This is a genomic window from Nocardioides hungaricus (assembly GCF_054782915.1).
In genome coordinates, this window is record NZ_BAAGRO010000043.1 from 1 (window position 1) to 22,472 (window position 22,472).

The 22,472-nt window shown below is 71.0% G+C and carries 26 protein-coding genes and 1 pseudogene; 10 read left to right on the forward strand and 17 right to left on the reverse strand.

The window, feature by feature from the left end:
• Positions 1-70: 70 nt before the first annotated feature.
• From ACYVKX_RS16510 to ACYVKX_RS16520, 3 genes are all read right to left on the reverse strand, one after another.
• The gene (locus ACYVKX_RS16510) at positions 71-2,038 is read right to left on the reverse strand and encodes an ATP-dependent DNA helicase (protein ID WP_460834628.1); all 1,968 of its coding nucleotides are present in this window, start codon (positions 2,036-2,038) and stop codon (positions 71-73) included.
• Positions 2,039-2,184: 146 nt separating this feature from the next.
• Entirely contained in the window at positions 2,185-3,657 is a 1,473-nt protein-coding gene (gene hflX / locus ACYVKX_RS16515) for a GTPase HflX (RefSeq protein ID WP_460834630.1), read from the reverse strand.
• A 91-nt stretch (positions 3,658-3,748) separates the two neighbouring features.
• Positions 3,749-4,900 carry a PucR family transcriptional regulator gene (locus ACYVKX_RS16520; RefSeq protein WP_460834632.1) on the reverse strand — a complete coding sequence of 384 codons (1,152 nt, stop codon included), beginning with the start codon at positions 4,898-4,900 and terminating at the stop codon, positions 3,749-3,751.
• Between the two features lie 122 nt (positions 4,901-5,022).
• Between ACYVKX_RS16520 and ACYVKX_RS16525 the strand changes: the two genes are divergently transcribed.
• On the forward strand, positions 5,023-5,949 hold the full coding sequence (locus tag ACYVKX_RS16525; RefSeq protein WP_460834634.1) for a proline dehydrogenase family protein: 927 nt from the start codon (positions 5,023-5,025) through the stop codon (positions 5,947-5,949).
• A 52-nt stretch (positions 5,950-6,001) separates the two neighbouring features.
• The gene (gene pruA / locus ACYVKX_RS16530; RefSeq protein WP_460834637.1) at positions 6,002-7,630 is read left to right on the forward strand and encodes an L-glutamate gamma-semialdehyde dehydrogenase; all 1,629 of its coding nucleotides are present in this window, start codon (positions 6,002-6,004) and stop codon (positions 7,628-7,630) included.
• Positions 7,631-7,638: 8 nt separating this feature from the next.
• Here pruA and ACYVKX_RS16535 read toward each other — a convergent pair.
• A pseudogene (locus ACYVKX_RS16535) lies at positions 7,639-8,702 on the reverse strand (alkaline phosphatase D family protein).
• A gap of 107 nt (positions 8,703-8,809) precedes the next feature.
• On the opposite strand from ACYVKX_RS16535, the gene ACYVKX_RS16540 reads away from it, so the two are divergent.
• Positions 8,810-9,001, forward strand: a complete 192-nt coding sequence (locus ACYVKX_RS16540; RefSeq protein WP_460834639.1) for a hypothetical protein — start codon at positions 8,810-8,812, stop codon at positions 8,999-9,001.
• 200 nt (positions 9,002-9,201) lie between these two features.
• On the opposite strand, the gene ACYVKX_RS16545 is transcribed toward ACYVKX_RS16540, so the two are convergent.
• Positions 9,202-10,020, reverse strand: a complete 819-nt coding sequence (locus tag ACYVKX_RS16545) for a helix-turn-helix domain-containing protein (RefSeq protein WP_460834641.1) — start codon at positions 10,018-10,020, stop codon at positions 9,202-9,204.
• A 50-nt stretch (positions 10,021-10,070) separates the two neighbouring features.
• Between ACYVKX_RS16545 and ACYVKX_RS16550 the strand changes: the two genes are divergently transcribed.
• Positions 10,071-10,592: a maleylpyruvate isomerase family mycothiol-dependent enzyme gene (locus ACYVKX_RS16550; protein WP_460834643.1), complete on the forward strand. Its 522-nt coding sequence runs from the start codon at positions 10,071-10,073 to the stop codon at positions 10,590-10,592.
• Here the strand turns inward: ACYVKX_RS16550 and ACYVKX_RS16555 are convergent, their stop codons facing one another.
• The 6 genes from ACYVKX_RS16555 to miaA form a co-directional block, all read right to left on the reverse strand.
• The gene (locus ACYVKX_RS16555; RefSeq protein ID WP_460834645.1) at positions 10,593-11,369 is read right to left on the reverse strand and encodes an SDR family NAD(P)-dependent oxidoreductase; all 777 of its coding nucleotides are present in this window, start codon (positions 11,367-11,369) and stop codon (positions 10,593-10,595) included.
• A gap of 159 nt (positions 11,370-11,528) precedes the next feature.
• On the reverse strand, positions 11,529-12,335 hold the full coding sequence (dapF, locus tag ACYVKX_RS16560; RefSeq protein WP_460834648.1) for a diaminopimelate epimerase: 807 nt from the start codon (positions 12,333-12,335) through the stop codon (positions 11,529-11,531).
• The gene (locus ACYVKX_RS16565) at positions 12,328-12,969 is read right to left on the reverse strand and encodes an MSMEG_1061 family FMN-dependent PPOX-type flavoprotein (RefSeq protein WP_460834650.1); all 642 of its coding nucleotides are present in this window, start codon (positions 12,967-12,969) and stop codon (positions 12,328-12,330) included. The genes dapF and ACYVKX_RS16565 overlap by 8 nt, the downstream gene beginning before the upstream one ends.
• 36 nt (positions 12,970-13,005) lie before the next feature.
• Positions 13,006-13,542: a dihydrofolate reductase family protein gene (locus ACYVKX_RS16570; protein WP_460834651.1), complete on the reverse strand. Its 537-nt coding sequence runs from the start codon at positions 13,540-13,542 to the stop codon at positions 13,006-13,008.
• Positions 13,539-14,444, reverse strand: a complete 906-nt coding sequence (locus ACYVKX_RS16575; RefSeq protein WP_460834656.1) for a helix-turn-helix domain-containing protein — start codon at positions 14,442-14,444, stop codon at positions 13,539-13,541. The genes ACYVKX_RS16570 and ACYVKX_RS16575 overlap by 4 nt, the downstream gene beginning before the upstream one ends.
• 4 nt (positions 14,445-14,448) lie before the next feature.
• A complete protein-coding gene (gene miaA / locus ACYVKX_RS16580; protein WP_460834658.1) occupies positions 14,449-15,393 on the reverse strand; it encodes a tRNA (adenosine(37)-N6)-dimethylallyltransferase MiaA in 945 nt (314 codons plus the stop codon).
• An 18-nt stretch (positions 15,394-15,411) separates the two neighbouring features.
• Here miaA and ACYVKX_RS16585 point away from each other — a divergent pair, with 18 nt between their 5' ends.
• Genes ACYVKX_RS16585 through ACYVKX_RS16605 form a run of 5 tightly spaced genes read left to right on the forward strand, consistent with a single transcriptional unit; the run spans position 15,412 to position 16,701 of the window.
• Positions 15,412-15,546 (forward strand): hypothetical protein, encoded by a 135-nt coding sequence (locus tag ACYVKX_RS16585; protein ID WP_460834660.1) that lies wholly within the window; start codon positions 15,412-15,414, stop codon positions 15,544-15,546.
• Positions 15,543-15,719 (forward strand): hypothetical protein, encoded by a 177-nt coding sequence (locus tag ACYVKX_RS16590; protein ID WP_460834663.1) that lies wholly within the window; start codon positions 15,543-15,545, stop codon positions 15,717-15,719. The genes ACYVKX_RS16585 and ACYVKX_RS16590 overlap by 4 nt, the downstream gene beginning before the upstream one ends.
• Positions 15,716-16,177 (forward strand): NUDIX hydrolase, encoded by a 462-nt coding sequence (locus ACYVKX_RS16595; RefSeq protein ID WP_460834666.1) that lies wholly within the window; start codon positions 15,716-15,718, stop codon positions 16,175-16,177. The genes ACYVKX_RS16590 and ACYVKX_RS16595 overlap by 4 nt, the downstream gene beginning before the upstream one ends.
• Before the next feature lie 9 nt (positions 16,178-16,186).
• Positions 16,187-16,417 (forward strand): hypothetical protein, encoded by a 231-nt coding sequence (locus ACYVKX_RS16600; protein WP_460834668.1) that lies wholly within the window; start codon positions 16,187-16,189, stop codon positions 16,415-16,417.
• Positions 16,414-16,701 (forward strand): hypothetical protein, encoded by a 288-nt coding sequence (locus ACYVKX_RS16605; protein WP_460834671.1) that lies wholly within the window; start codon positions 16,414-16,416, stop codon positions 16,699-16,701. The genes ACYVKX_RS16600 and ACYVKX_RS16605 overlap by 4 nt, the downstream gene beginning before the upstream one ends.
• Positions 16,702-16,713: 12 nt before the next feature.
• On the opposite strand, the gene ACYVKX_RS16610 is transcribed toward ACYVKX_RS16605, so the two are convergent.
• The 6 genes from ACYVKX_RS16610 to ACYVKX_RS16635 form a co-directional block, all read right to left on the reverse strand.
• Positions 16,714-17,445, reverse strand: a complete 732-nt coding sequence (locus ACYVKX_RS16610; protein WP_460834673.1) for a Type 1 glutamine amidotransferase-like domain-containing protein — start codon at positions 17,443-17,445, stop codon at positions 16,714-16,716.
• Positions 17,435-18,943 (reverse strand): tRNA (N6-isopentenyl adenosine(37)-C2)-methylthiotransferase MiaB, encoded by a 1,509-nt coding sequence (gene miaB / locus ACYVKX_RS16615; RefSeq protein ID WP_460834676.1) that lies wholly within the window; start codon positions 18,941-18,943, stop codon positions 17,435-17,437. The genes ACYVKX_RS16610 and miaB overlap by 11 nt, the downstream gene beginning before the upstream one ends.
• Positions 18,944-19,099: 156 nt before the next feature.
• Positions 19,100-19,567 (reverse strand): DUF4411 family protein, encoded by a 468-nt coding sequence (locus ACYVKX_RS16620; protein WP_460834678.1) that lies wholly within the window; start codon positions 19,565-19,567, stop codon positions 19,100-19,102.
• Entirely contained in the window at positions 19,564-20,700 is a 1,137-nt protein-coding gene (locus ACYVKX_RS16625; protein ID WP_460834682.1) for an ImmA/IrrE family metallo-endopeptidase, read from the reverse strand. Before ACYVKX_RS16625 ends, ACYVKX_RS16620 begins: the two co-directional genes overlap by 4 nt.
• Positions 20,701-20,794: 94 nt before the next feature.
• Positions 20,795-21,460, reverse strand: a complete 666-nt coding sequence (locus ACYVKX_RS16630; protein ID WP_460834685.1) for a recombinase family protein — start codon at positions 21,458-21,460, stop codon at positions 20,795-20,797.
• Between the two features lie 45 nt (positions 21,461-21,505).
• Positions 21,506-21,757 (reverse strand): helix-turn-helix domain-containing protein, encoded by a 252-nt coding sequence (locus tag ACYVKX_RS16635; RefSeq protein ID WP_460834688.1) that lies wholly within the window; start codon positions 21,755-21,757, stop codon positions 21,506-21,508.
• 86 nt (positions 21,758-21,843) lie between these two features.
• On the opposite strand from ACYVKX_RS16635, the gene ACYVKX_RS16640 reads away from it, so the two are divergent.
• Entirely contained in the window at positions 21,844-22,323 is a 480-nt protein-coding gene (locus tag ACYVKX_RS16640; protein WP_460834690.1) for a hypothetical protein, read from the forward strand.
• Positions 22,324-22,472: the final 149 nt, after the last annotated feature.

Here is a 22,472-nt window from a genome sequence, read left to right on the forward strand (position 1 = left end):
GGAGCCGGACGGTTCGCCATGCCTCATGATTTCAGACAACAAACCATCTAACTACATACGACGCGCGATACTAGCTCTTGGGAGGAGTGATCGCGGCCAGCCGCGTCAAGGCCTGCCACGCCACCGCGGGGTCGGTGGTGGTCCACATCGGCGGCAGGCTGGCCTTGAGGAACCCGCCGTACCGCGCGGTCGCGAGGCGCGGGTCGAGCACCGCCACGACGCCGCGGTCGGTGTGGGTGCGGACCAGCCGGCCGGCGCCCTGCGCGAGCAGCAGCGCCGCGTGGGCGGCCGCGACCTGCATGAAGCCGTTGCCGCCGGCCTCGTCGGCGGCCTTCTGGCGCGCGCTGAGCAGCGGGTCGTCGGGGCGCGGGAACGGGATCCGGTCGATGAGCACCAGCTGGCAGGTGTCGCCGGGGACGTCGAGGCCCTGCCACAGGCTGAGTGTGCCGAACAGACAGGTGTGCGGGTCGCCGACGAACTGCGCCGCGAGCTCGGGCAGCTGGGCGTCGCCCTGCGCGAGCGTGGTCAGGTGCGGCAGCCGCTCGCGCACCACCTCGGCGGCGGCCTCGGCGGCGCGGCGGCTGGAGAACAGCCCGAGCGTGCGGCCGTCGGCGGCGTCGACCAGCTCGACGATCTCGTCGAGCATCGCCGGGCTCATCCCGTCGCGTCCGGGCGGCGGCAGGTGGCGGGCGACGTAGAGGATCGCCTGCCTGCCGTAGTCGAACGGGCTGCCGACGTCGAGCCCGCGCCAGGGCATCTCGTCGTCGTCGGGCTCGAGGCCGAGGCTGGTCGCGACCGCACGGAAGTCGCCGCCGAGCTTGAGGGTCGCGGAGGTGAACACCACGGTCTTGTCGGTGAGCAGCTTGTCGCGCATCGGGCCCGAGACCTCGAGCGGGGCGACGCAGAGCCGCGGCGGCATCCGCTCGGTGCCCTCGCTCACCCAGAGCACGTCGGAGTCGAGGTCGGCGGCCATCCGCTCGGCGGTCGCGAACACCTCCTGCACCGCGCCCTTGGACTGCTGCATGGCCGCATCGCCCCCCTGATCGGACGTGGCTTCACCTCCCCTGGGGTACGCCGAGAGGCAGGCCCGGGCCGCGTCGCGGATCAGCGCCAGGGCGTCGGCGAGGTCCTCGGGGATCTTGTCGAACCGCCCCGGCCGCGCCTGGTCGATCGCGGCACGCAGCGCGTCGGCGGCGTCGGCGAGGTCGTTCGCCTGGTCCCCGTCGACGTGGCGCTGGCTGCGCTTGGCGGCCCGCTCGACCTCGGCCGCCCACAGCTCGTCGGTGGCCGCCTGAGTCACCCGGGTGGTGAGCTCGTGTGCCTCGTCGATCACGACGACGTCGTACTCGGGGATCATCGGCACGCCCTCGATCGCGTCGATCGCGAGCAGCGAGTGGTTGGTGACGACCAGGTGGGAGCGGTGCGCCCTCTCCTTGGCGCGCTCGGCGAAGCACTCCTGCCCGAACGGGCACCTGGTGGCGCCGAGGCACCCGCGGTGGTTGACGCTGACCTGGCGCCACTCGCGGTCGGTGTGCCGCGGGGCGCTGTCGCGCTCACCGGTGCCGCCCCGCTCGGCGTCCTCCTCGGCCCACGCGCGCAGCTCGAGCACCTTCTTGCCAAGCGAGCCCTCGGGCAGCTCGACCAGTGCGCCCTGGTCGTCCGGCACGCCTTCGCGGATCCGGTGCAGGCAGGCGTAGTTGGAGCGACCCTTGAGGACCGCGTACGACGTGTCGACCCCTGCGTCCCTGACCGACTCCACCAGCCGCGGGATGTCGCGCTCGACCAGCTGGTGCTGGAGGGCGAGCGTCGCCGTGGCGACCACGACCCGCTCCTCGTGCCGCAGCGCGGGCACCAGGTAGGCCAGCGACTTGCCGGTGCCGGTGCCGGCCTGGACGAGCAGGTGCTGCCCGCCCTCCATCGCCTCGGTCACGGCCTCGGCCATCGCCACCTGCCCGGCCCGCTCCTGCCCCCCGAGCGCCGCCACCGCGGTGCTCAGCAGCTCGGTCACGCTGCTGGTCGGGGGTGGGGTCTCGGGCACCCGAGAACCCTAGCCGCGCCCGCCCCCAGCCGGAGGCGCGGTGCACAGGCCCGCTTGTAACGCCGGGTTATTCGTTGTTCCCACCAGGTTGCAACGGGGTGGGAACAAGCAGTAACCCGGCGTTACAAGCGCTTGAGGGCCGGCGCTCAGCCGATCGCGTAGCCCGCGAGCTCGCCGGCGAGGTCCTCGTTGGCGCGGCCGACCACGATGGTGCCGTCGCCGGTGTGCTCCATCGAGGCGATCTCGCCGTGCTGGTGCAGGCGGTTGATCAGGTCGCCACGCTCGTAGGGCAGCAGCGCCTTGAACTCGACGCCGGGCCGGGGCAGCTCGCCCTCGATGACCGCGAGCGCCGCGGCGATGCCCTCGCCGGTCCGCGCCGACACGACGACCGAGTGCGGCTCGGTGCGCTGGAGCCGGGCGAGGACCATCGGGTCGGCGGCGTCGGCCTTGTTGATGACGACCAACTCGGGCACATCGGCTGCGCCGATCTCGGCGAACACCTCGCGGACCGCGGAGAGCTGGCCCTCCGGGTCGGGGTGCGAGCCGTCGACGACGTGCAGGATCAGGTCGGCGTCGGCGACCTCCTCCAGCGTCGAGCGGAACGCCTCGACGAGCTGGTGCGGCAGGTGCCGGACGAAGCCGACCGTGTCGCTCATCGTGTAGACGCGCCCGTCGGCGGTGGCGGTACGGCGGGTGGTCGGGTCGAGCGTCGCGAACAGCGCGTCCTCCACCAGCACGCCGGCGCCGGTGAGCCGGTTGAGCAGCGAGGACTTGCCGGCGTTGGTGTAGCCGGCGATCGAGACGCTGGGGATGTGGTGGCGCCGGCGCTCCTGGCGCTTGGTGTCGCGGGTCCCCTTCATCTCCCTCAGCTCGCGGCGGAGCTTGGCGATCTTGGTGTTGATCCGGCGCCGATCGGTCTCGATCTTGGTCTCGCCGGGGCCACGGCCACCGATGCCGGCGCCGCCGGCGACCCGGCCGCCGACCTGGCGGGAGAGGTTGCCGCCCCAGCCGCGCAGCCGCTGCTTCAGGTAGCTCAGCTGGGCCAGCTCGACCTGCGCCTGGCCCTCCTTGGACTTCGCGTGCTGGGCGAAGATGTCGAGGATCAGCGCGGTCCGGTCGACCACCTTGACCTTGAGCCGGTCCTCCAGGTTGCGGAGCTGGCTGGGCGCGAGCTCGCCGTCGCAGATCACGGTGTCGGCGCCGTTGGCCCGCACGATCTCCGCGAGGCCCTCGACCTTGCCGCGGCCGACGTACGTCGCCGGGTCGGCCGACTGGCGGCGCTGGTAGATCGCGTCGAGCACCTCCGAGCCGGCGGTCTCGGCGAGCAGCGCGAGCTCGGCCATGGAGTTCTCGGCATCCTGGACGGTGCCTGAGGTCCACACGCCGACGAGCACCACACGCTCCAGGCGGAGCTGGCGGTACTCGACCTCGGTGATGTCCTCGAGCTCGGTGCGCAGGCTCGCGACCCGGCGGAGCTGGTGGCGCTCGGCCAGGTCCAGCTCGCCGGTGGTGACGTCCTCGGGGTCCGGCTCGTCGGCGTAGCCGTCGTCCCAGGCCTCGGTCTCCTCGAGCTCCTCGCTCAGGTCGAAGTCGGCGTTGAAGTCAGGTGCGTTCGTCATATGAGAGGAAGCGTACGTTCGGCCCATCCGCAGGGCTAACGCAATACCGAGCTGACGCAGTGCCGAGGGACGCCGAGGGAATGGCGTCGAGTCACGGCGTCGACGGAGCCCTCAGCACGTACGGCGCCAGCAGCAGGGCGAGGTGGAGCTGGAGGCGATCCGCTCCGGAGGTGAGGTCACAGGCGCACAGCCTCTCGATCTGGGCGACTCGCTGGTAGACCGTCTGCCGGTGGACCGCCAGCCGATCCGCCGCGCGTCCCGCGCTGCCCGCCTCCTCGAGGAACACGAGCGCGGTCGTGACCAGGTCCGGGCTGGCCCGGCGGATGAAGCCGGCGAAGCGCTCCGGCACGAGGGTCCGGGCAAGGTCGTCGTCGCGGGCCACGCCGAGCAGTGCCCGGGGCCCGAGGCCCGACCAGGTCGCCAGCCGGAGGCCGCCCGCGCGGGCGACCCGCAGCGCGACCAGCGCCCCCGAGCGCGAGGAGGTCGCGCGATCGATCCCTTCGACCGAGGGCCCGAGGCCGATGAAGGTCTCGGCGTCGAGCCCCCGGTCGCGGTTCCCCAGGCCGAGGCAGGCGAGGAGCTCGTCGGCGGACAGGTCGGGGCCCACGAGCGCGGACCGCACGAGGGCGGCGGACACCGTGCCGCTCTCCCGGGCCCAGACGACGCCGCTCCGGGAGGGCCGGCTGGCGAGCTGGCCGGTGAGCTGCGGGCGCTCCACGACGACGCAGGTGACCGGCTCGGCGAGGTCGATGCCCGCCCCGGCCGCGAGGTCCACCGCCGACCTCCGCGCATCCTGCGAGGCCCCCTCGACCAGGTCGCGGTAGAGCGCGTCCCGGCGCGCCTGCCGCCGCTCGGCCAGCCCCAGGAGGGCGGCCGCCGTCTCGGCGATGGCCGCGGCCTCGGGCCACAACGCCGCGTCGATCGACTCGTCCGGGTCCAGGAGCCAGAAGTAGCCCTGGACGCGGCCGAGGTGCCGGGCGGGCACACACAGGCGGCTGAGGATGCCGAGGTCGGCGTCTCCGGGGGTGCGGATCGGCCCGTCGGACTCACGGATGCCCTGGGCGTGGAACCAGGCGCGGGTCTCGTCGGTGGAGCTGCGTTCGAGGATCGAGTGCTGTCGCACGGTGTCCGCCAGGCTCCGCTGGCCGGAGAAGCCGATCAGCCGGAAGTCCGGGTCCTCCAAGGTGCAGGGCGCGTCGAGCAGGTGAGCCATCTCGTCGACGAGGTCATCAAGCGTGGACACCAGACAAATGTATGTCGAAGTCGTCGATCAGGCTGGCGGACGTATATGTTGACTCCGGACTGGCCGCCCTAGCGTGATCGTGTCTCTCCCGATCCAGCTCCCGACGACCCCAGGGGCCACCGATGCTCAGCTCGGCGCTCAATCGCGCATCGCGAAGCGCACGCACCCGTCGCGCCGTCGAGGCGTTCCCGGCGACCCGCAAGGTCGTCGACCGGTTCGTCGCCGGCGAGACCGTCCCCGAGGCGGTCCGGGCCGCCGCCGAGCTCCGGACCGCCGGCCGGTCGGTGACCATCGACGTGCTCGGCGAGGACGTCCACGACATCGACGGAGCACGCGCCGTCCGCGACGGCTACCTCGAGCTCATCGCCGCCCTGGACGAGGCCGGGTGCGCCTCCGGCGCCGACGTGTCGCTCAAGCTCTCCGCGGTCGGACAGGCGCTGTCGGGGTCGGGGAGCAGGGTCGCGACCGAGCATGCGCACCAGATCTGCGCGGCCGCCCGTACCGTCGGCTGCACGGTCACCCTCGACATGGAGGACCACACCACCGTCGACTCGACGCTCGAGACCGGCGTGGAGCTGCGCCGGGACTTCCCCCTGACGGGCAACGTCGTGCAGTCCAACCTCAAGCGCACGCCCGGCGACATCGCCGACCTCGCGGGCAGCGAGGTCCGGGTCCGGATCGTCAAGGGCGCCTACCGCGAGCCCGCGTCCGTGGCCCACCAGCGCAAGGCCGACGTCGACCATGCCTACCGAGCCGACATCGAGGCACTGATGAGGTCGCGCTGCTACCCGATGGTCGCGACGCACGACCCGGCCATGATCGAGTACGCCGCCGAGGCGGCCGCCAAGCAGGAGAGGCTGGCTCCCGAGTGGGAGCTGCAGATGCTCTACGGCATCCGGACCGACCTGCAGGCCGGAGCGGTCGCCAGCGGGCGGCAGATGAGGATCTACATCCCGTTCGGCGTCGACTGGTACGGCTACTTCATGCGCCGCCTCTCCGAGCGACCGGCCAACGTCGCCTTCCTGCTCCGTGCGCTCGCCAGGCGCTGAGCCGGCGCTGCCACCCCCGACCCACCGATCGACGTCTGCTGAGGAGAACACCATGGATGCTGTGACCACCCCGCCGGCCCCGGTCAATGAGCCGGTCTTGTCGTATGCGCCGGGGTCTCCGGAGCGGGTGGGGTTGTTGGTGGAGATCGAGAGGCTCGAGAACGAGCAGCAGGACCTGCGCGGCTATGTCAACGGTCGGTGGGAGGCGGGTGGTGGCGCGGAGATCGAGGTCGTCCAGCCGCATGACCGTCGGCACGTCCTCGGCGTACTGAGGAACTCCACGCAGGCCGATGCGCGGGCCGCGGTCGAGGCGGCCGGTGACGCCGCGCCGGGTTGGCGCAGCATGTCCTTTGATGATCGGGCGGCGGTGCTGCTCAAGGCGGCGGAGTTGTTGGCGGGGCCGTGGCGGCAGCGGTTGAACGCCGCGACGGTGTTGGGGCAGTCGAAGACGGCGATCCAGGCCGAGATCGACGCGGCGTGTGAGCTGGTGGACTTCTGGCGGTTCAACGTGCACTACGCCCGGGAGATCCTGGCCGGGCAGCCGGTCGCGCACAGTCCCGGGGTGTGGAACCGGACCGACCACCGGCCGTTGGAGGGGTTCGTCTATGCGGTCACGCCGTTCAACTTCACCGCGATCGCGGGCAACCTGCCCACCGCGCCGGCGTTGATGGGCAACACCGTGGTCTGGAAGCCCGCCCCGACCCAGCAGCTGGCCGCGTCGTTGACCATGGAGCTGCTCGAGGAGGCCGGGCTGCCGCCGGGGGTGATCAACATGCTCCCCGGCGACGGGATCGAGGTCTCGAAGGTGACGCTGACGCATCCGGACCTGGCCGGCATCCACTTCACCGGCTCCACGCCGACGTTCCAGCACCTGTGGCGCACGGTGGGGGAGAACATCGCCGGCTACCGGTCCTACCCGCGGGTCGTGGGCGAGACCGGGGGGAAGGACTTCGTCGTGGCGCATCCCTCGGCGGACCCCGAGGTGCTGACCACGGCGTTGATCCGGGGTGCGTTCGAGTATCAGGGGCAGAAGTGCTCGGCCGCCTCCCGTGCCTATGTCGCCCGGTCGGTGTGGGACAGGATGCGGGACTCGTTCCTGGCCGAGGTCGAGTCGATCACCGTGGGCGACCCCACCGACCTCACCCACTTCATGGGTGCGGTCATCGACGATCGCGCGTTCGCCAAGCACAAGGTGGCGATCGAGCGGGCGCGGGGGCACGAGAAGCTCGACGTTCTGGCCGGCGGCACGCTGGACGACGAGGTGGGCTGGTTCGTGCGCCCCACCGTGGTCGAGTCCACCGACCCGACCGACGAGATGTTCACGGTCGAGTACTTCGGCCCGATCCTGGCCGTGCACGTCTACCAGGACGGCGACTTCGAGCAGACCGTGCGCGGCATGGAGTCGATCGCGCCCTACGCCCTGACCGGCGCCATCATCGCCCAGGACCGCCACGCCATCGCCTGGGCCCAGGAGGAGCTGCGGTACGCCGCCGGGAACCTCTACCTCAACGACAAGCCGACCGGCGCGGTCGTGGGCCAGCAGCCCTTCGGCGGCGCCCGCGCCTCGGGCACCAACGACAAGGCCGGCTCCCCCGCCAACCTCCACCGCTGGACCAGCCCCCGCTCCATCAAGGAGACCTTCGCCCCACCCACCGACTACCGCCACCCCCACCAAGGCTGAGTACGTACTCAGCAGCTGGGCTCGAGGTCCGTCGACCAGAGCGCGGTCCCGCGACCGTCGTACAACGTGACGGTGAGCCGGCCGTCGGCGGCGATCGCGACGTGCCCGAAGAACTGGTTGCCGGCGCGCGGCGACTGCGCCCACGCCGTGGTCTCGTTGCCCTTGGAGTAGGCGACCTGCGGGCCGAAGGTGCCGTCGAGCTGCGCGTCCTTGGTCGCGAACGTCCCGGCGGCCACCGGCCCCGAGACGAACTCCCAGAACGGGTCGAAGTCGGCGAAGGCCGCGCGGTCCGGGCTGTAGTGGTGCGCCGCGGTGTAGTGGACGTCGGCGGTGAGCCACACGACGTTGCGCACGCGGTGGCGCCGGAGGGCCGCGAGGATCCGGGCGAGCTCGGGCTCGCGGCCGGTGGGCGGGCCGCTGTCGTAGTTGGGCACGCTGTCGAGGTCGTCGGCGTAGTTGGAGGGCGCCGAGAGCGGGAGGTCGGCGGAGATCACCTTCCAGGTCGCGCGCGAGGCCGTGACCTGCTCGATCAGCCAGCGCTCCTGGTCCGGCCCGAGCACGCCGGGCCGGGGCCGGCCGAGGTCGGGTTCGGCCCGCGGTAGGAGCGCATGTCGAGGCAGAACAGGTCGAGGTGCCGGCCACGCGGGACCCGGCGGTAGATGCGCTGCGGCGCGAACCCGTCGCCGTCGCGGTCGACGAGCGCGCGGACCGGCACCGGCTGGTACTCCTGCCACGCCCGGCGACCGCGCAGCGACAGCACGTCGACCCGGCGCTCGGTGTAGCGGTCGTCGTCGATGACCTCGCCCGGGTACCAGTTGTTGACGGTCTCGTGGTCGTCCCACTGGCTGACGGTCGGCACCTCGGCGTACAGCGCGCGGACGTGGGTGTCGAGCAGCGGGTAGCGGTGCCGGCCGCGGAACTCGTCGAGCGTCTCGGCCACCTTCTCGACGCCCTCGGCGACGACGTTGCGCCAGACCTCGCCGGTCTCCTCCGGCACCGACTCGCGGATCTCGATGTCGGCGTAGATCGTGTCGCCGCAGTGGACGAAGAAGTCGGGCCGGGTGTCGAGCATCGCGCGGTAGGTCGTGAGGCCGCCGAGGTCCGGGTTGATCCCGAAGCCCTGCCCGCAGGTGTCGCCGGACCAGACGAACGACTGCGCGGCCGCGTGGATCGGCGGTCGTGAAGCTGACCCGCTCGACCGCGCCCCTGGCGCCGTCCGGTCCGGTGAACCACAGGTCGGCGTCGTACCGCCGCCCCGGCGCGAGGTCGTCGAGCACGATCCGCGCCGTGTGGTCGGAGCGCGCGTCGGCGGAGGCGCGCGCCCACAGCACCGCGGAGCTGGTGGTCACCTCGCCCGAGCGGGCGCCGTAGCCGTGCTCGACGCGATCGCGGAGCAGCGCGGGCGCGCCGGTGCGGGCGCTCCAGGCGACCAGGCCCGGCGTGGCCCCGATCGCGACCCCGGCCATCAGGGTGGTGCGTCTCCCGAGGAGGACCATGCCCCCGACGCTGTCGGGCGCGTCCGACCAGCCCGGTACGGCGACGTGACGTGTCGGTCAACAGACGTGAACACGTCAGCGGGGCTCGGCCGCGAACTCCCCCGGCGTCAGGCCGGTCACGGACCGGAAGTCGCGGCCGAAGTGCGCCTGGTCGGCGTACCCGAGGTCGGCGGCGAGCCGGGCCAGGGCGGGGCGCCCGGTGTCGGCGGGCGCGCGCAGCCGCTCGGCCGCCTCGTGCAGGCGGCGGCGCTGGACCAGCCACTTCGGGCTCAGGCCGATCCGGCGGGCGGTCAACCGCTGGAGGGTGCGCTCGGTGATCGCGAACTTCTCGCAGACCTGGCCGACCCGCTGCACCGACGAGTCGCCCTCGACGTACTCGACGATCGCGTTGACCAGCAGGCCCTCGTCGTCGACGGGGAGCAGCCGGCACAGCCACTCCTCGACCGCGGCGACCGCGGCCCGCTGGCGGTCGGGGTCGCCGGGGTCGTCGCCGACCGCCTCGCGGACCCGGTCGGCCAGCGCGCCGTCCTCCAACGGCACGGTCCGGTCGGTCAGCCGGTCCACGCTGCCGCCAGCCAGCGTGAACCCGGCGGCGGGCTGGAGCATGGTGCCGAGCGCCCAGCCGCTGCCGGCGAGCTCCTGGGTCGAGAGGCCGCTGCTCGGGCCGACGAGGAGGGCGTACTCGGGTGAGACCACGATCAGGCAGACGGGGTACTGCAGCACCCGCTGGGTGGAGGTGACGCCGGCCGGCAGCGACCAGACCGGCATCCAGTAGCGGCGTACGACCGCAGCCAGCTCCGGTGACGGCGCGAACCGGTGGATCGGCGGCGAGTAGCCGCTCACGTCGAGCAGGTGCGCACGCTCGGTCGGGTCGATCGAGCGCGGGCCGGTCATGTGTCGGATTCTTTCAAGAGCCGCCGGCGGCCAAACGCGATGGTGGAGCCATGGACTTCTTCTCCCAGGCCGCCGACCACTTCACCGCCACCGTCGAGAGCACCGACGACTGGTCCGCCCCCAGCCCGTGCGAGGGCTGGACGGCTGCGGACGTCGTCGACCACGTCGTCGACACCGAGCGCGACTTCCTCTCCCGCTACGACGTCGACCTCGGCGACAGGCCGACCGGGCCGCCCGACCGTGTGTGGGCCGAGCACCTGGCCGCCGTACGCGCGCGTGTCGCCGACGACCTGCGGGCGCAGGAGTACGACGGGTTCTTCGGCAGAACCACGATCGGCGCGACGCTCGACGACTTCTACGGGTTCGACCTCGTGGTCCACGGCTGGGACCTGGGCTCCTCCCAGGGCGCCCCCACGACGTTCGCCGACGCCGACATGGACGCGATGGAGGTGTCCTTCGACGGGTTCGGCGACCACGCCTACGACGAAGGGGTCTTCCGCCGTCCGGTCGACGTCTCGGAGGACGCCGACCGCCAGACGAGGCTGCTGGCCCGGATGGGCCGGCGGGCCTGACTACTTCGGCGGCATCCGGATGCCGCCGTCGACGCGGACGACCTCGCCGTTCAGGTAACTGTTGGTGAGGCACTCCACGACCATGCTCGCGAGCTCGTCGCCGGTGCCGAGGCGCTTGGGGAAGAGCACACTCTCCCCGAGCTTGGCCTTGAACGCCTCGGCGGCCTCGCCCTCGCCGTAGATCGGGGTGTCGATCAGCCCGGGGGCGACGGTGTTGAGGCGGATGCCGGACGCGGCCAGGTCGCGGGCGACCGGGAGGGTCATGCCGACGACGCCGCCCTTGGAGGCGGAGTACGACGCCTGGCCGATCTGGCCGTCGAACGCCGCGACAGACGCGAGGTTGACGATAGCGCCGCGGCAGCCGTCCTCGTCGGGCTCGTTGCGGCTCATCGCGGTCGCCGCGAGCCGGGTCACGTCGAAGGTGCCGATCAGGTTGATCGCGATCACCCTGCGGAACGCGTCGAGGTCGTGCGCGGAGTCGTACTCGCCGTCGCGCCCGATGGTGCGCTGCGCCCAGCCGATGCCGGCCGAGTTCACGACCGCCCGCAGCGGCGCGATCTCGGCGGCGGCGTCCACCGCTGCCTTGATCTGGTCGGTGTCCGTCACGTCGACCCGGGCGAACACGCCCCCGATCTCCTGGGCGAGCGCCTCGCCCCTGTCGGCCTGCAGGTCGGCGACCACGACGACCGCGCCCCTGGCGGCGAGTTGGCGGGCGACCGCGGCACCGATCCCCGACGCGCCGCCCGTGACGATGGCACTGGCTCCGTTGATGTCCATGACTCAGAGCATATCGATGCTCACAGTGGAACTGTCAGGATGCTGGTCGTCTGGCGTCGAGACACCCGAACTGGCCCTCAAGAGAGCCTGAAAAGGGCCAGTTCCGGTGTCTCGACGGTCTCCGCGCAGCGGAGCACCCCGCTCAGAGCTCAGTGAACTCTAGAGAGAGGTGGTCCCCCTCGCCACGACCACCGCGGGGCCGGTGAGCAGCACCCGGTCGTCCTCGGTCCAGGTCACGGTCAGGGTGCCGCCGGGGACGTCGACGCGGTACGCCGAGCCCGGGCCGAGGCCGTCGGCGAGCGCCGCGGCGACCATGGCCGCGCAGGCGCCGGTGCCGCAGGAGCGGGTCTCGCCCGAGCCGCGCTCGTGCACGCGCATCGCGACGTGCCGCTCGCCGCGGCGGACCACGAACTCCACGTTCACGCCCGAGGGGTACGTCGCCGGGTCGTGGTCGGGCGGGTCCAGCAGCGTGCCGGCGTCGTCGAGGGAGTCGACGAAGGCGACCGCGTGCGGGTTGCCCAGGTCGACGTGCCGGGCCACCCAGGTGTGCCCGGGGACGCCGACCTCGCTCTCGCCCAGCACCCGCGGCGTACCCATGTCGGCAGTGATCAGGTCACCGTCCACGGTGAGCGTCTTCACCCCGTCGCGGGTGCCGACGGGGATCGGCGCGGACGGGTCGGCGAGGCCCTCGTCGACGAGGTACCGGGCGAGGACCCGGATGCCGTTGCCGCACATCTCCGAGAGCGAGCCGTCCGCGTTGCGGTAGTCCATGAACCAGAGATCGCCGTCGCGGACCACGCGCAGCACGCCGTCGCCACCGATGCCGGCGCGGCGGTCGCACAGCGCGCGCACCCGCGCGGCCAGCCGCTCGGGCGACAGGTCGCCGTGGACGGTGCCGTCGTGGTCGGGCAGCAGCACGAAGTCGTTCTCCGTGCCGTGCCCCTTGAGGAAGGAGTACTCAGGCATACAGGCCCTTGGCGTAGTTCTCGGGCTGGTAGTACTCGTCGAGCTCCTCGAGCGTCATGCCGCTCGGCTCGACGTCGCGGGCGACGACCGCGCGCCGCGGCACGATCCCGTCCGGATCCCAGGTCTCCGGCCTCCAGAGCCCCGAGCGCAGGAACGCCTTGGCGCAGTGGAAGAAGATCTCCTCGATCTCGACGACCACGGCCAGGATCGGCCGGTGGCCCTTGACGACCATCTCGCCGAAGAACGGCGCGTCGCTGACCAGCCGCGCGCGCCCGTTGATGCGGAGGGTGTCGCCGCGGCCGGGGATGAGGAAGTTCAGCCCGACGTGCGGATTGTCGAGGATGTTCCGGTAGCCGTCGGCCCGCCGGTTGCCCGGCCGCTCGGCGATCGCGATCGTCGTGTCGTCGACGACGTGGACGAGCTGCCCGGCCGGGTCTCCCTTGGGCGAGGCGTCGCACCGGCCGTCGGCAGACGAGGTGGCCAACACGCAGAACGGCGTCGCCGCGAGCCAGTCGCGGTCGACGTCGAGCAGCGCGGTGCGGCCCTTGTCGCGGACACGGGCGTCGGGCTCGCCCAGCAGGCCGACGAGCTCGTCGACGGTGGAGATCTCGGTCCAGGGAGGGGCGGTCGTCACAGCGCAACGGTACGCCGTGGGCGCGGCCGCAACCGGTCAGAGCGGGCCGGAGACGGCGTACCGCGCGCAGACGAACGCGCCGTTGCGCAGGTGCTCGACCAGCTCGAGGTCGTAGCGGCGCGGGAACAGCGGACGGCCGGCGCCCAGCGTCACCGGGGCGATCGACACGATGATCTCGTCGAGCAGGCCGTGCTCGGCGTACTGCCCGGCGAGGTCGCCGCCGCCGACGATCCACACGTCCTTGCCACCCGCGGCCGCCGCCATCGCGGCGTGCACCTGGGGGACGGGGTCCGCGGTGAAGGTGATGCCCGCGCCGATCGGCTCGAACTCCCGGTGCGTGTGGACCCAGGACGGGATGTCGTACAGCCAGTCCTCGCCGGTCTTCGCGAGGTGGTCGATCAGCCACTGGTACGTCGTCGCGCCCATCGCCATCGCGCCGATGTCCTTGATGAAGTCGGCGTAGGACAGCGCGCCCTCGTCGCGCACGTCCTGCTTGAACAGCCACTCGAGCGAGTCGTGCTCGTCGGCGATGAAGCCGTCGAGCGTGGTGGCGGTGAAGTACGTCGTCCTCATGCGTCTCCTCCGGAGCGTCGGCGCAGCCAGTTGATCGGGTCGCCCTCGTCGGCCTCGACGCCGAGGGCTCGGAACATCGACCGCACGCCGAGCCGGCGGTGGTCGGAGTAGGTCAGCACGTGGGCGAGGATGCTGCCGAGCACGAAGCTCTCCGGCGGCTCGCAGAGCGCGTCGACGATCCGGTCGTCCCAGGCGTCGCGGCGGCCGATGTCGCGGACCGTCTCCAGCCAGCGCGGTGCGATCGCGTCGTGGCGACGGACCAGGTCGGCGGGGCTGTCGCCGCGATCGGTCGGGAGCTCCTCGCCCAGGATCGCGGCCAGCCAGACCTCCTTGGTGAAGACCGTCCGCTCCAGCACGCACGCGATCGACGGCTCCTCGCCCTCCCAGGTCAGCACCCGGTGTCCGGGCCGGAGCTCGCGGCGGTAGTCCTCGTCCGAGAGCTGCTTGGCGAGGTCGATCAGGTCGCGGGTGTCCTCGACGTCGTGGTGGACCATCAGGTCCAGCGGCTGGGCCATGGTGCGCTCCCCGGAGTGGACCCACAGCGAGGTGGGCGGATGGAAGTGGATGCCGTTGGGCGCCGGGAGCCAGTGGCTGCCGGCTCCTGCCGTGCTGGGCGGGTGGCCGTAGGCGCGTTGGAAGGCGCGGCTGAACCCCTCGACCGACTCATAGCCCGCCTCGAACGCCGCGTCGGTGACGCTCTCCCCCTGCCGCAGCCGCCAGGCGGCGCGCTCCAGCATCACCCGGCGCCGCATCGCGACCGGCGGCTCCCCGGCGTCACGGGAGAGCCGGCGGGTGAAGTGGAACGGCGAGGAGAAGGCCCCACTCGCCATGTCGTCCAGGCTGCGGTGCTGCTCGTCCAGCACCGCGTCGAGCAGCTCGCGGAGCCGGTCTCGTCCCGTCATGTGCTCAGTCTGCCGGGGTTTCCCCGTCGTGCGCCTGACCGATCTTGCTCAAGCTCTTCTCCACCAGGTCCGGGTCGTCGAAGCGGATCCAGTGGATCCGGGGGTCCTTGCGGAACCACGAGTCCTGGCGGCGCGAGAATCTCCGGGTGGCGTTGACCGTGCGCTCGCGGGCCTCGTCGAGGGAGATCTCGCCGGCGAGGTACGACGCCACCTCGCGGTAGCCGATCGCCCGCCCGGCGGTGCGGCCCTCCGCCAGCCCCTCGCCGAGCAGCCGCTCCACCTCGGCGACGAACCCGGACTCGAACATCGCCTCCACCCGCGACGCGATCCGGGCGTCGAGGGTCGGCCGGTCGATGTCGACGCCGATCTGGACGGTGCGCGGATCGGCGTACTCCTGCGTCGGCAGCGAGGCGGTGAACGGCCGGCCGGTGATCTCGACGACCTCCAGCGCTCGCACGATGCGGCGACCGTTCTCGACCAGGATTTGGTCGGCCGCCTCCGAGTCCACCGAGCGGAGCCGGGCGTGGAGGACGGCCGGGCCGACCGCGGCGAGCTCCTCCTCCAGGCGCGCCCGGACGGCGTCGTCGGTGCCGGGGAACTCGAACCGGTCCAGGATCGCCCGCGTGTACAGCGCGGATCCACCCACGAGGACCGGCGGCCGGCCACGCTCCCGGATGTCGTCGATCGCCGCCCGCGCCCACCCCTGGAACTCCGCGACCGTCGCCGGGTCGCGGACCGTCAGGGTGTCGAGCAGGTGGTGCCGGATGCCGCGCCGCTCGGCGACCGGCAGCTTCGCCGTACCGATGTCCATGCCGGCGTAGACCTGCATCGCGTCGGTGTTCACGACCTCGCCGCCGAGCCGCTCCGCGAGGTCGAGCGAGAGCCCGGTCTTGCCCGACGCGGTCGCCCCGACGACGGCCACGATCGGGCGGTCGGACGTTGGCGGCACGTGGCTAGTGTGGCAAACATGAGCGAGAGCCCGACGCCGCCCGAACCCCACGACGACGAGCGCGATCCCGAGGGTCCGCCGCGCGACCTCCAGGAGGAGAACGCCGAGACCTCACTCGACGAGCCGTCGGACGCCAGCGGAGGTGAGGGATGAGCGAGTTCGACCAGACCGACGACGTCCAGCCCGAGGAGCGGCCGGACGAGGAGGAGTTCGAGGGCACCGAGCCGGGCGCGGACTCCGACGACACGGGCACGCACTACGACGAGTACGGCGAGACGGAGGCCACCCCGCACGACCTCGACTCCGACGACGGGCCCGAGGAGTGACGCACGGTCGCTTCGTGGTGGTGCCGGCGGCGTACGTCTTCCTGCTGCGCGGCGCCGGCGACGACACCGAGGTGCTGCTCCAGCTGCGACAGAACACCGGCTACCTGGACGACCACTGGGCCGCGGCCGCGGCCGGGCATGTCGAGCGCGGCGAGACGGCGTACGACGCCGCGCACCGCGAAGCGCGGGAGGAGATCGGCGTCACCGAACTCGACCTGACCTTCGTGACGTCGATGCAGCGCACCCGGGGCGACCAGCCGATCGACGAGCGGATCGACTTCTTCTTCACCGCGCGGTCCTGGACCGGCGAGCCGCGGATCCTCGAGACGGCCAAGGCCGCGGCGCTGCAGTGGTGGGGGCTCGGCGCGCTCCCGGACCCGGTGGCGCCGCACGAGCGGTCGGTGTTGGAGGCGCTGCGATCGGGTACGACGACGGCGTACTCGACCTTCGGCTTCTGAGGAGCGCAGATGTCCGACCTCGGCCCCCAGCCCGACCCCGTGATCGAGCCCGGCGAGCCCAACCCGGGCGGCGTGGACGCCGTGCCGGAGAACGGCAACGGCGCGATCCCCGACCTCTCCCCCGACGAGAACCCGGCGATCGAGGACCACGCGCCGGACTCCCTGAAGGAGGGCGAGGACACCTCGACCAGGGCGACCCGGGACGAGGACCCCGACGAGGACGAGGAGTCGCCGGCGTGAGCACCGAGCGCGAGGAGGACGAGGAGTTCCGCTCCTCCACCCCGAACTCCAGCGGCCCCTCCGGAGCCGCCGGCGGCATGGGCGTGAGCAGCGAGCGGGTCGGCCACGCCGGCCCCGGCCAGGAGGCCACCGACGGCCTGCGCGACGTCGCACCCCACGAGCTCGAGCCCGACGCGGACACCCCGCCCGAGCAGTCGGTCGGCAACCCCGAGGACAACCCCGAGGGCATCGCGCCCAAGGCGGGCTACCCGTCGCTCGACCCCCGCGACGACGGCGAGCTGTGACGCCGACGGTGGTCAGCGCAGGCGACTGACCGGCAGCTCGGTCTCGACGGCGGTACCGTCAGCCGTGCGCTCCACGAAGTAGGCGCGGGCGCCGTCGCGCTCGGCGTACGCCTGGACCATCTCGGTGCCGCGATAGAGCAGGCCCGCGCCGTCGTCGGTCGCATAGCCGGCCGGCAGGGTGCCCTCGGCGATCAGCGAGCAGAACAGGGGGCGGCGCTGCTCCTCGGAGTCGTAGTGCACGCCGTTGGACCACGGCAGCAGCCCGAGGCCGTTGTCGATCGGGCGCAACTGCGGGCCGAAGGAGTCGGTGGTGCCGCCGACGTGCCAGCAGATCGAGCCGGCGGAGACGCCGGTCAGCACCACGCCGGCCTCCCACGCGGCGCGCATCGCCTCGTCGACGCCGTGCAGCCGCCACATCGCGAGCAGGCCCGCGACGCTGCCGCCCCAGACCCACACGACGTCCTGGTCGAGCAGATGCGCGGTGACGTCGTCGACGTTCGGCATCGTGAAGAGCTGGAGGTGGGAGGCGTGGAAGCCGCGCTGCTGGGCAGCGGCGTACCAGTCCCGGTACAGCCCGGCGTCGTCGCCGCAGGCCGTGCCCAGGAAGGTCACCCGCGGCGCCCGGCCGGTGACGCCGGACAGCTCGACCGCGAGGTCGGTCAGCGGGCCGACCCGCCACCGCAGGCGATCGTCGTAGTCCCAGCCGCCGGAGGTGGCGAGGATGGTCGGGGCGTCAGCGGGCACAGGCGTCGGCCTCCGGCAAGGGGGCGGGTACGCCGACGGCCGGCATGCCGAGCGGGACGCGCTCCCCGGCGGTCGAGCCTGTCGAGACCCGCGCCTCCCACGCGTCGCCGGAGCGGGTCCGGCGGACGTCGATGAACGTGTCCGCGACCAGGTGGTGTGGGGCGGCGTACGTGATCTCGACGGTCACCAGATCGCCGGGCCGGATCCCGACAGGCTCGATCCCCCGGGCGGCCGGCGGTGCGAAGTGCACGAGCCGGTTGTCCGGGCCGCGGCCGGAGAGGCGGTGGGTGGCGGCGTCCTTGCGGCCCCCACCCTCGGCGACCATCAGCTCGACCCGCCTGCCGACCAGCGCCTTGTTCTCCTCCCAGGCGATCTCGTCGACCAGCGCGACCAGCCGCTCGTAGCGATCCCTGACGACCGCCGGCGGGACCTGGTCCGCGAGCACCGCGGCCGGCGTGCCCGGCCGCTTGGAGTACTGGAACGTGAACGCGCCGGAGAACCGCGCCTCGCGCACGACGTGCAGCGTCTGCTGGAAGTCCGCCTCGGTCTCGCCGGGGAAGCCCACGATGATGTCGGTGGTGATCGCGGCGTCCGGCAGGGCCGCGCGGACCCGCTCGATGATGCCGAGGAACCGCTGCTGCCGGTAGGACCGGCGCATGTCCTTGAGCACCTTGTCGGAGCCGGACTGGAGCGGCATGTGCAGCTGGGGCATCACGTTCGGCGTCTCGGCCATCGCCGCGATGACGTCATCGGTGAACTCCGCCGGGTGCGGGCTCGTGAAGCGGACCCGCTCGAGCCCCCCGATCTCGCCGCACGCGCGGAGCAGCTTCGAGAACGCCTGCCGGTCGCCGAACTCCACGCCGTAGGAGTTGACGTTCTGCCCCAGCAGCGTGACCTCCGAGACGCCCTCGGCGACCAGTGCCTCGATCTCGGCGAGGATCTCGCCGGGCCGGCGGTCCCGCTCCCTGCCCCGGAGCGAGGGCACGATGCAGAACGTGCAGGTGTTGTTGCAGCCCACGGACACCGACACCCAGGCGGCGTACGCCGACTCGCGGCGGGTCGGCAGCGTCGACGGGAAGACCTCGAGCGACTCGAGGATCTCGACCTGCGCCTCCTGCTGCACCCGCGCCCGCTCCAGCAGCACCGGCAGCGAGCCGATGTTGTGGGTGCCGAACACGACGTCCACCCAGGGCGCCTTCTGGGTGATGGTCGACCGGTCCTTCTGCGCCAGGCAGCCGCCGACGGCGATCTGCATGCCCGGCGTCGCCGCCTTGACCGGCGCGAGGTGGCCGAGGTTGCCGTAGAGCTTGTTGTCGGCGTTCTCGCGCACCGCGCAGGTGTTGAGGACCACGACGTCCGCCTGCTCCCCCTCGGGGGCGCCCTCCCGGTCGAAGGGAGCATAGCCCGCGTCCTCCAGCAGCCCGGAGAGCCGCTCGGAGTCGTGGACGTTCATCTGGCACCCGTAGGTGCGGACCTCGTAGGTGCGTGCGCTGCTCATGACGGGTCAAGGGTAAGAGCGTGGGGGTTCATCCGAGAACTCGGAGGAACCCTGCACGTCAGAGACCACCTCCGAGCCGTCGCGTTGGAGACGGTCTGAGACAGCACCGACCACCAGCTCCGCCTCAACAGCCGGCGACCCTGCTGGGCACCCGAGCTAGAACACCCAGCCTTCGCGACGGGCAAGCTCCTGGAAGGTGATGGCCTCGACACTCCACTCGTCGGCAACGTTCGGAATCTTGAGGTTGTGGTCCTCGGTCCCGTAGCCCTTCCGACGTTCGAACGTCACAATCACCAGCTCTTGCTCGACGGCTTGCGCGATGACGAACGGGTCGGCGGCGTTCTTCGACTCTTGCACCCATCCGGGGTGGTCGGTCGTGATGGTGTCGACGACTGCAAGCTCGTCGTCCGTGGTCTCCTGCACGAGGCCGTCTTGCGCCTTGGCCCACGGCGCACACTCATCATCAACAGTGACCAGTTCCTCGTACACCTCGCGGTTCATGAAGCATCGACCATCTGCAATGAGAGCTTCGAGCGCCTCCCACACGCTCGCGTAGATGTCCCTTGGTTGGTCCCTGTTCAGCGTGACAACGATGTTGGTATCGAGAGTGTAGGAGGCCGTCATGAGGCGACGCCGCGCCGCTCGACCTCTGCTTCGAGCTTGTCGAGTGCCTGCACCTTGGACTCGAGAATCTGAGCTGCCTCCACTACGGAGATTCGCTCATCGTGCATCGCATCGAGAACTGTGCTCACGAACCGTGGGCCCAGGTTTCGGACCTTGAGCAGGTGCGGGGAAGGACCCCCGGTCCGTTCTTTGGCGGCTTCTCGCTGGGCGATGGCCGCTTGCCGGGCCTCGCGTAGGAAGGCGTCGAGCTGCTCTTGGCTGATGCGACCGAGCGCGCGAAGCCTTACAGCGGCTGCAGACCGACTCACGTTGAACTCGGTGGCGAGGTCGGCCGCCGTTTGACCGCCACCTCCGCCCAGGAAGTCGAGGACCGCATCTCGCGGCATGAGTAGGTCAGCGGCGAACTCGTTGCACCTAGCCTCGACTCCACCCTCGCGCCAGACATCGCACACCGCGCTGGTCCGACTCAAGAGATGGGCGAGCTCGTGGAACAGCGTGAACTGTCGCGCTCCAAACCCGTCGGCGCCGTTCAGGACGATGACCGGCATCACGTCCTCGTAGACAGAGAAGCCTCGGCACACCTCTGGGGACACGCGGCTCATCTGAAAGACGAGCACTCCTTGCGCCTCGACGGCGCGGACCCAGAGGTTCAGGGCTTCGGATCCGCCGGCCAAGCCTGCCTGCGTCGCGACCGCAATTCCGAGATGCTCGCGCATCCGACCCGCTGCGACGGCTGGCTCATCCAGCACCGCAGGCAATGTGGGCAGCCGGTGCGGCTCTGCGCCCTGGAGTTGAATCAGGTTGTGGCGACGCGCCCTGGCTCTAGCTACCTCACGGGCCAACGCGTTGCCCAATGTGGGCACGTCTCCGCTGATGCTGCGGAAGTCGGTGGGACGTTGGTGGTCTTCTGCACTGGGAGTCTCGCGCAGGAGGAAGAACGCAGGCGTACGTTGGTAGAGCGCCGCAGCCTTCCTGACTTGATTGAGGGTCGGCTTAAGGTCACCGGCCTCCCAACTGGCAAGTCGTTCAGGCTTGACGCTCAACGCATGCGCGGCCTCGTCGAGAGCCAGACCATGCTCGACTCGTGCCCATTCGAGCAGCCGACCGTTGATGGGCGCCTTCACGGCTGCCATAGACCACTCACCACCTTCGGACCCTCGTGAACCTCAGCCTGCCCTCGGGCACCGACAGTTCAGTCTTGCATCCAGGCACAGTCTGGGTCTGCTCTTAAGCCGCAACCGCATCCAAGGCCGCCGAACTCAGAACAGCTCTAACGGTCGACGGATACCAGCGGGCGCCACCCCGAGCAGTCGGCACGCCGTCGTCATTGAGACCGGAGGCAATCGCCGCAAGGGTCGCGCCGGACTCCCGCTCACGGACCACTCGGTCGGTCACATCCCGCGACAACGTCCGAGGACGACCGAGCCGCTTGCCCTGACCCTTCAGCTGCTGAAGCGCGGCGCTCGTCCGCGCCCCGATGAGCTGGCGTTCATACTCCGCAAACGCAGCCAGGACGTTGGCCATCAGCTGACCACTCGGGACGGTTGTGTCAATCGCCAAGTCGAGCACAACGAGTTGCCATCCCTCACGCCTCCCCCGGTCCATCAGTGTGGCGAAGTCGAGCAGGGACCGCGACAGCCGGTCGAGCTTGGAGACCACCAGCACGGACGCCTCACCCTTGCGAAGCTGCTGCACCGCAGACGCGATGCCGGGACGAGACAGGTTCTTGGCCGGGTAGCCGTCATCGGTCACGAACTCGACGTCCGCCCACCCACGACGCCTAGCCTCAGACCCGATGACGGCTCGCTGGTCAGCAAGGCCGAGCCCAGAGACTGCCTGCTCTTCTGTCGAGACCCGAAGGTAGCCAATGACCTTGTCGGAGCGTCGCTTCATGCGCCCAGATTACACTAAATGGTCGTTTAGTGTATGCCTTACGAATCAGTCCGCCCTGAGGCCCCGAACCAAGTCAGCCGGGTCCACGCCCAAGACCTCCGCGAGGCGGAGGATGTTGCGGAGCGTGAGGTTCGCTTGGCCGCGCTCGATGCGACCGATGAACGACCAGTGGAGCGCCGTCCCTTCGGCAAGCCCTTCCTGAGACAACCCCAGCTCATGCCGACGCTCACGCACTCGCAGACCGAACTCCTGAGCCGCCTGCGGTGGTGGCTTGGGGCTGGTCGTCGGCACCGTCATAGCCCATCCGTCTCAGCAGTTTGCAACCAGAGACCAGATGTTTGAGGTATATACATCTCGACACCAAGCACCGAAGGGAACATCCGATGCGAGCACTCAGCCTCTCGGCAACCGCACTACTTGCAGCCGTTGCGCTCACCGCCTGCGGAGGCGCTGGTGACAAGACCGACGCGTCGGAATCAGAGTCAAGCGCCCCGCCCAAGACGATGTCCCTGTCGGGAACTCTGTCGCTCATCCAGGAGGACCCGTTCCTGCTGAGTGGAGGACCAAAGCCGGGCAAGGCATGCAGTGGCGACGACGCGCTCTCTGACATCAGCGACGGCACACAGGTCACTATCTCGGACAGCACCGGCGCAGCCGTCGGCCTTGCCGAACTGACGGGCGGTCAGTACGTCGAAGGTGCCAACTTCGACCCCGACGGGCCGGACTACGACTGCCAGTTCACGTTCAGCGCGACCAACGTTCCCGCTACGTCGGACATCTACAGCTTCGACCTGGAGGGCCACCCGTCCATCAAGTTCACCAAGGACGAGGCCGGAAGCTTGGCACTGGACCTGAAGGACTGAAGGTGTGCGCACTATCGGGACCTGGCCCACCTGCAAGCGAGCGGCGTATCAATCGGCACCGGCGGTTTCATGCAATCCGAACTGTGGGCGGCCACGAGAAACTGCCCGGAGACGGCCACGAAACTGCCCGCTGGCGGACATGAGAACTG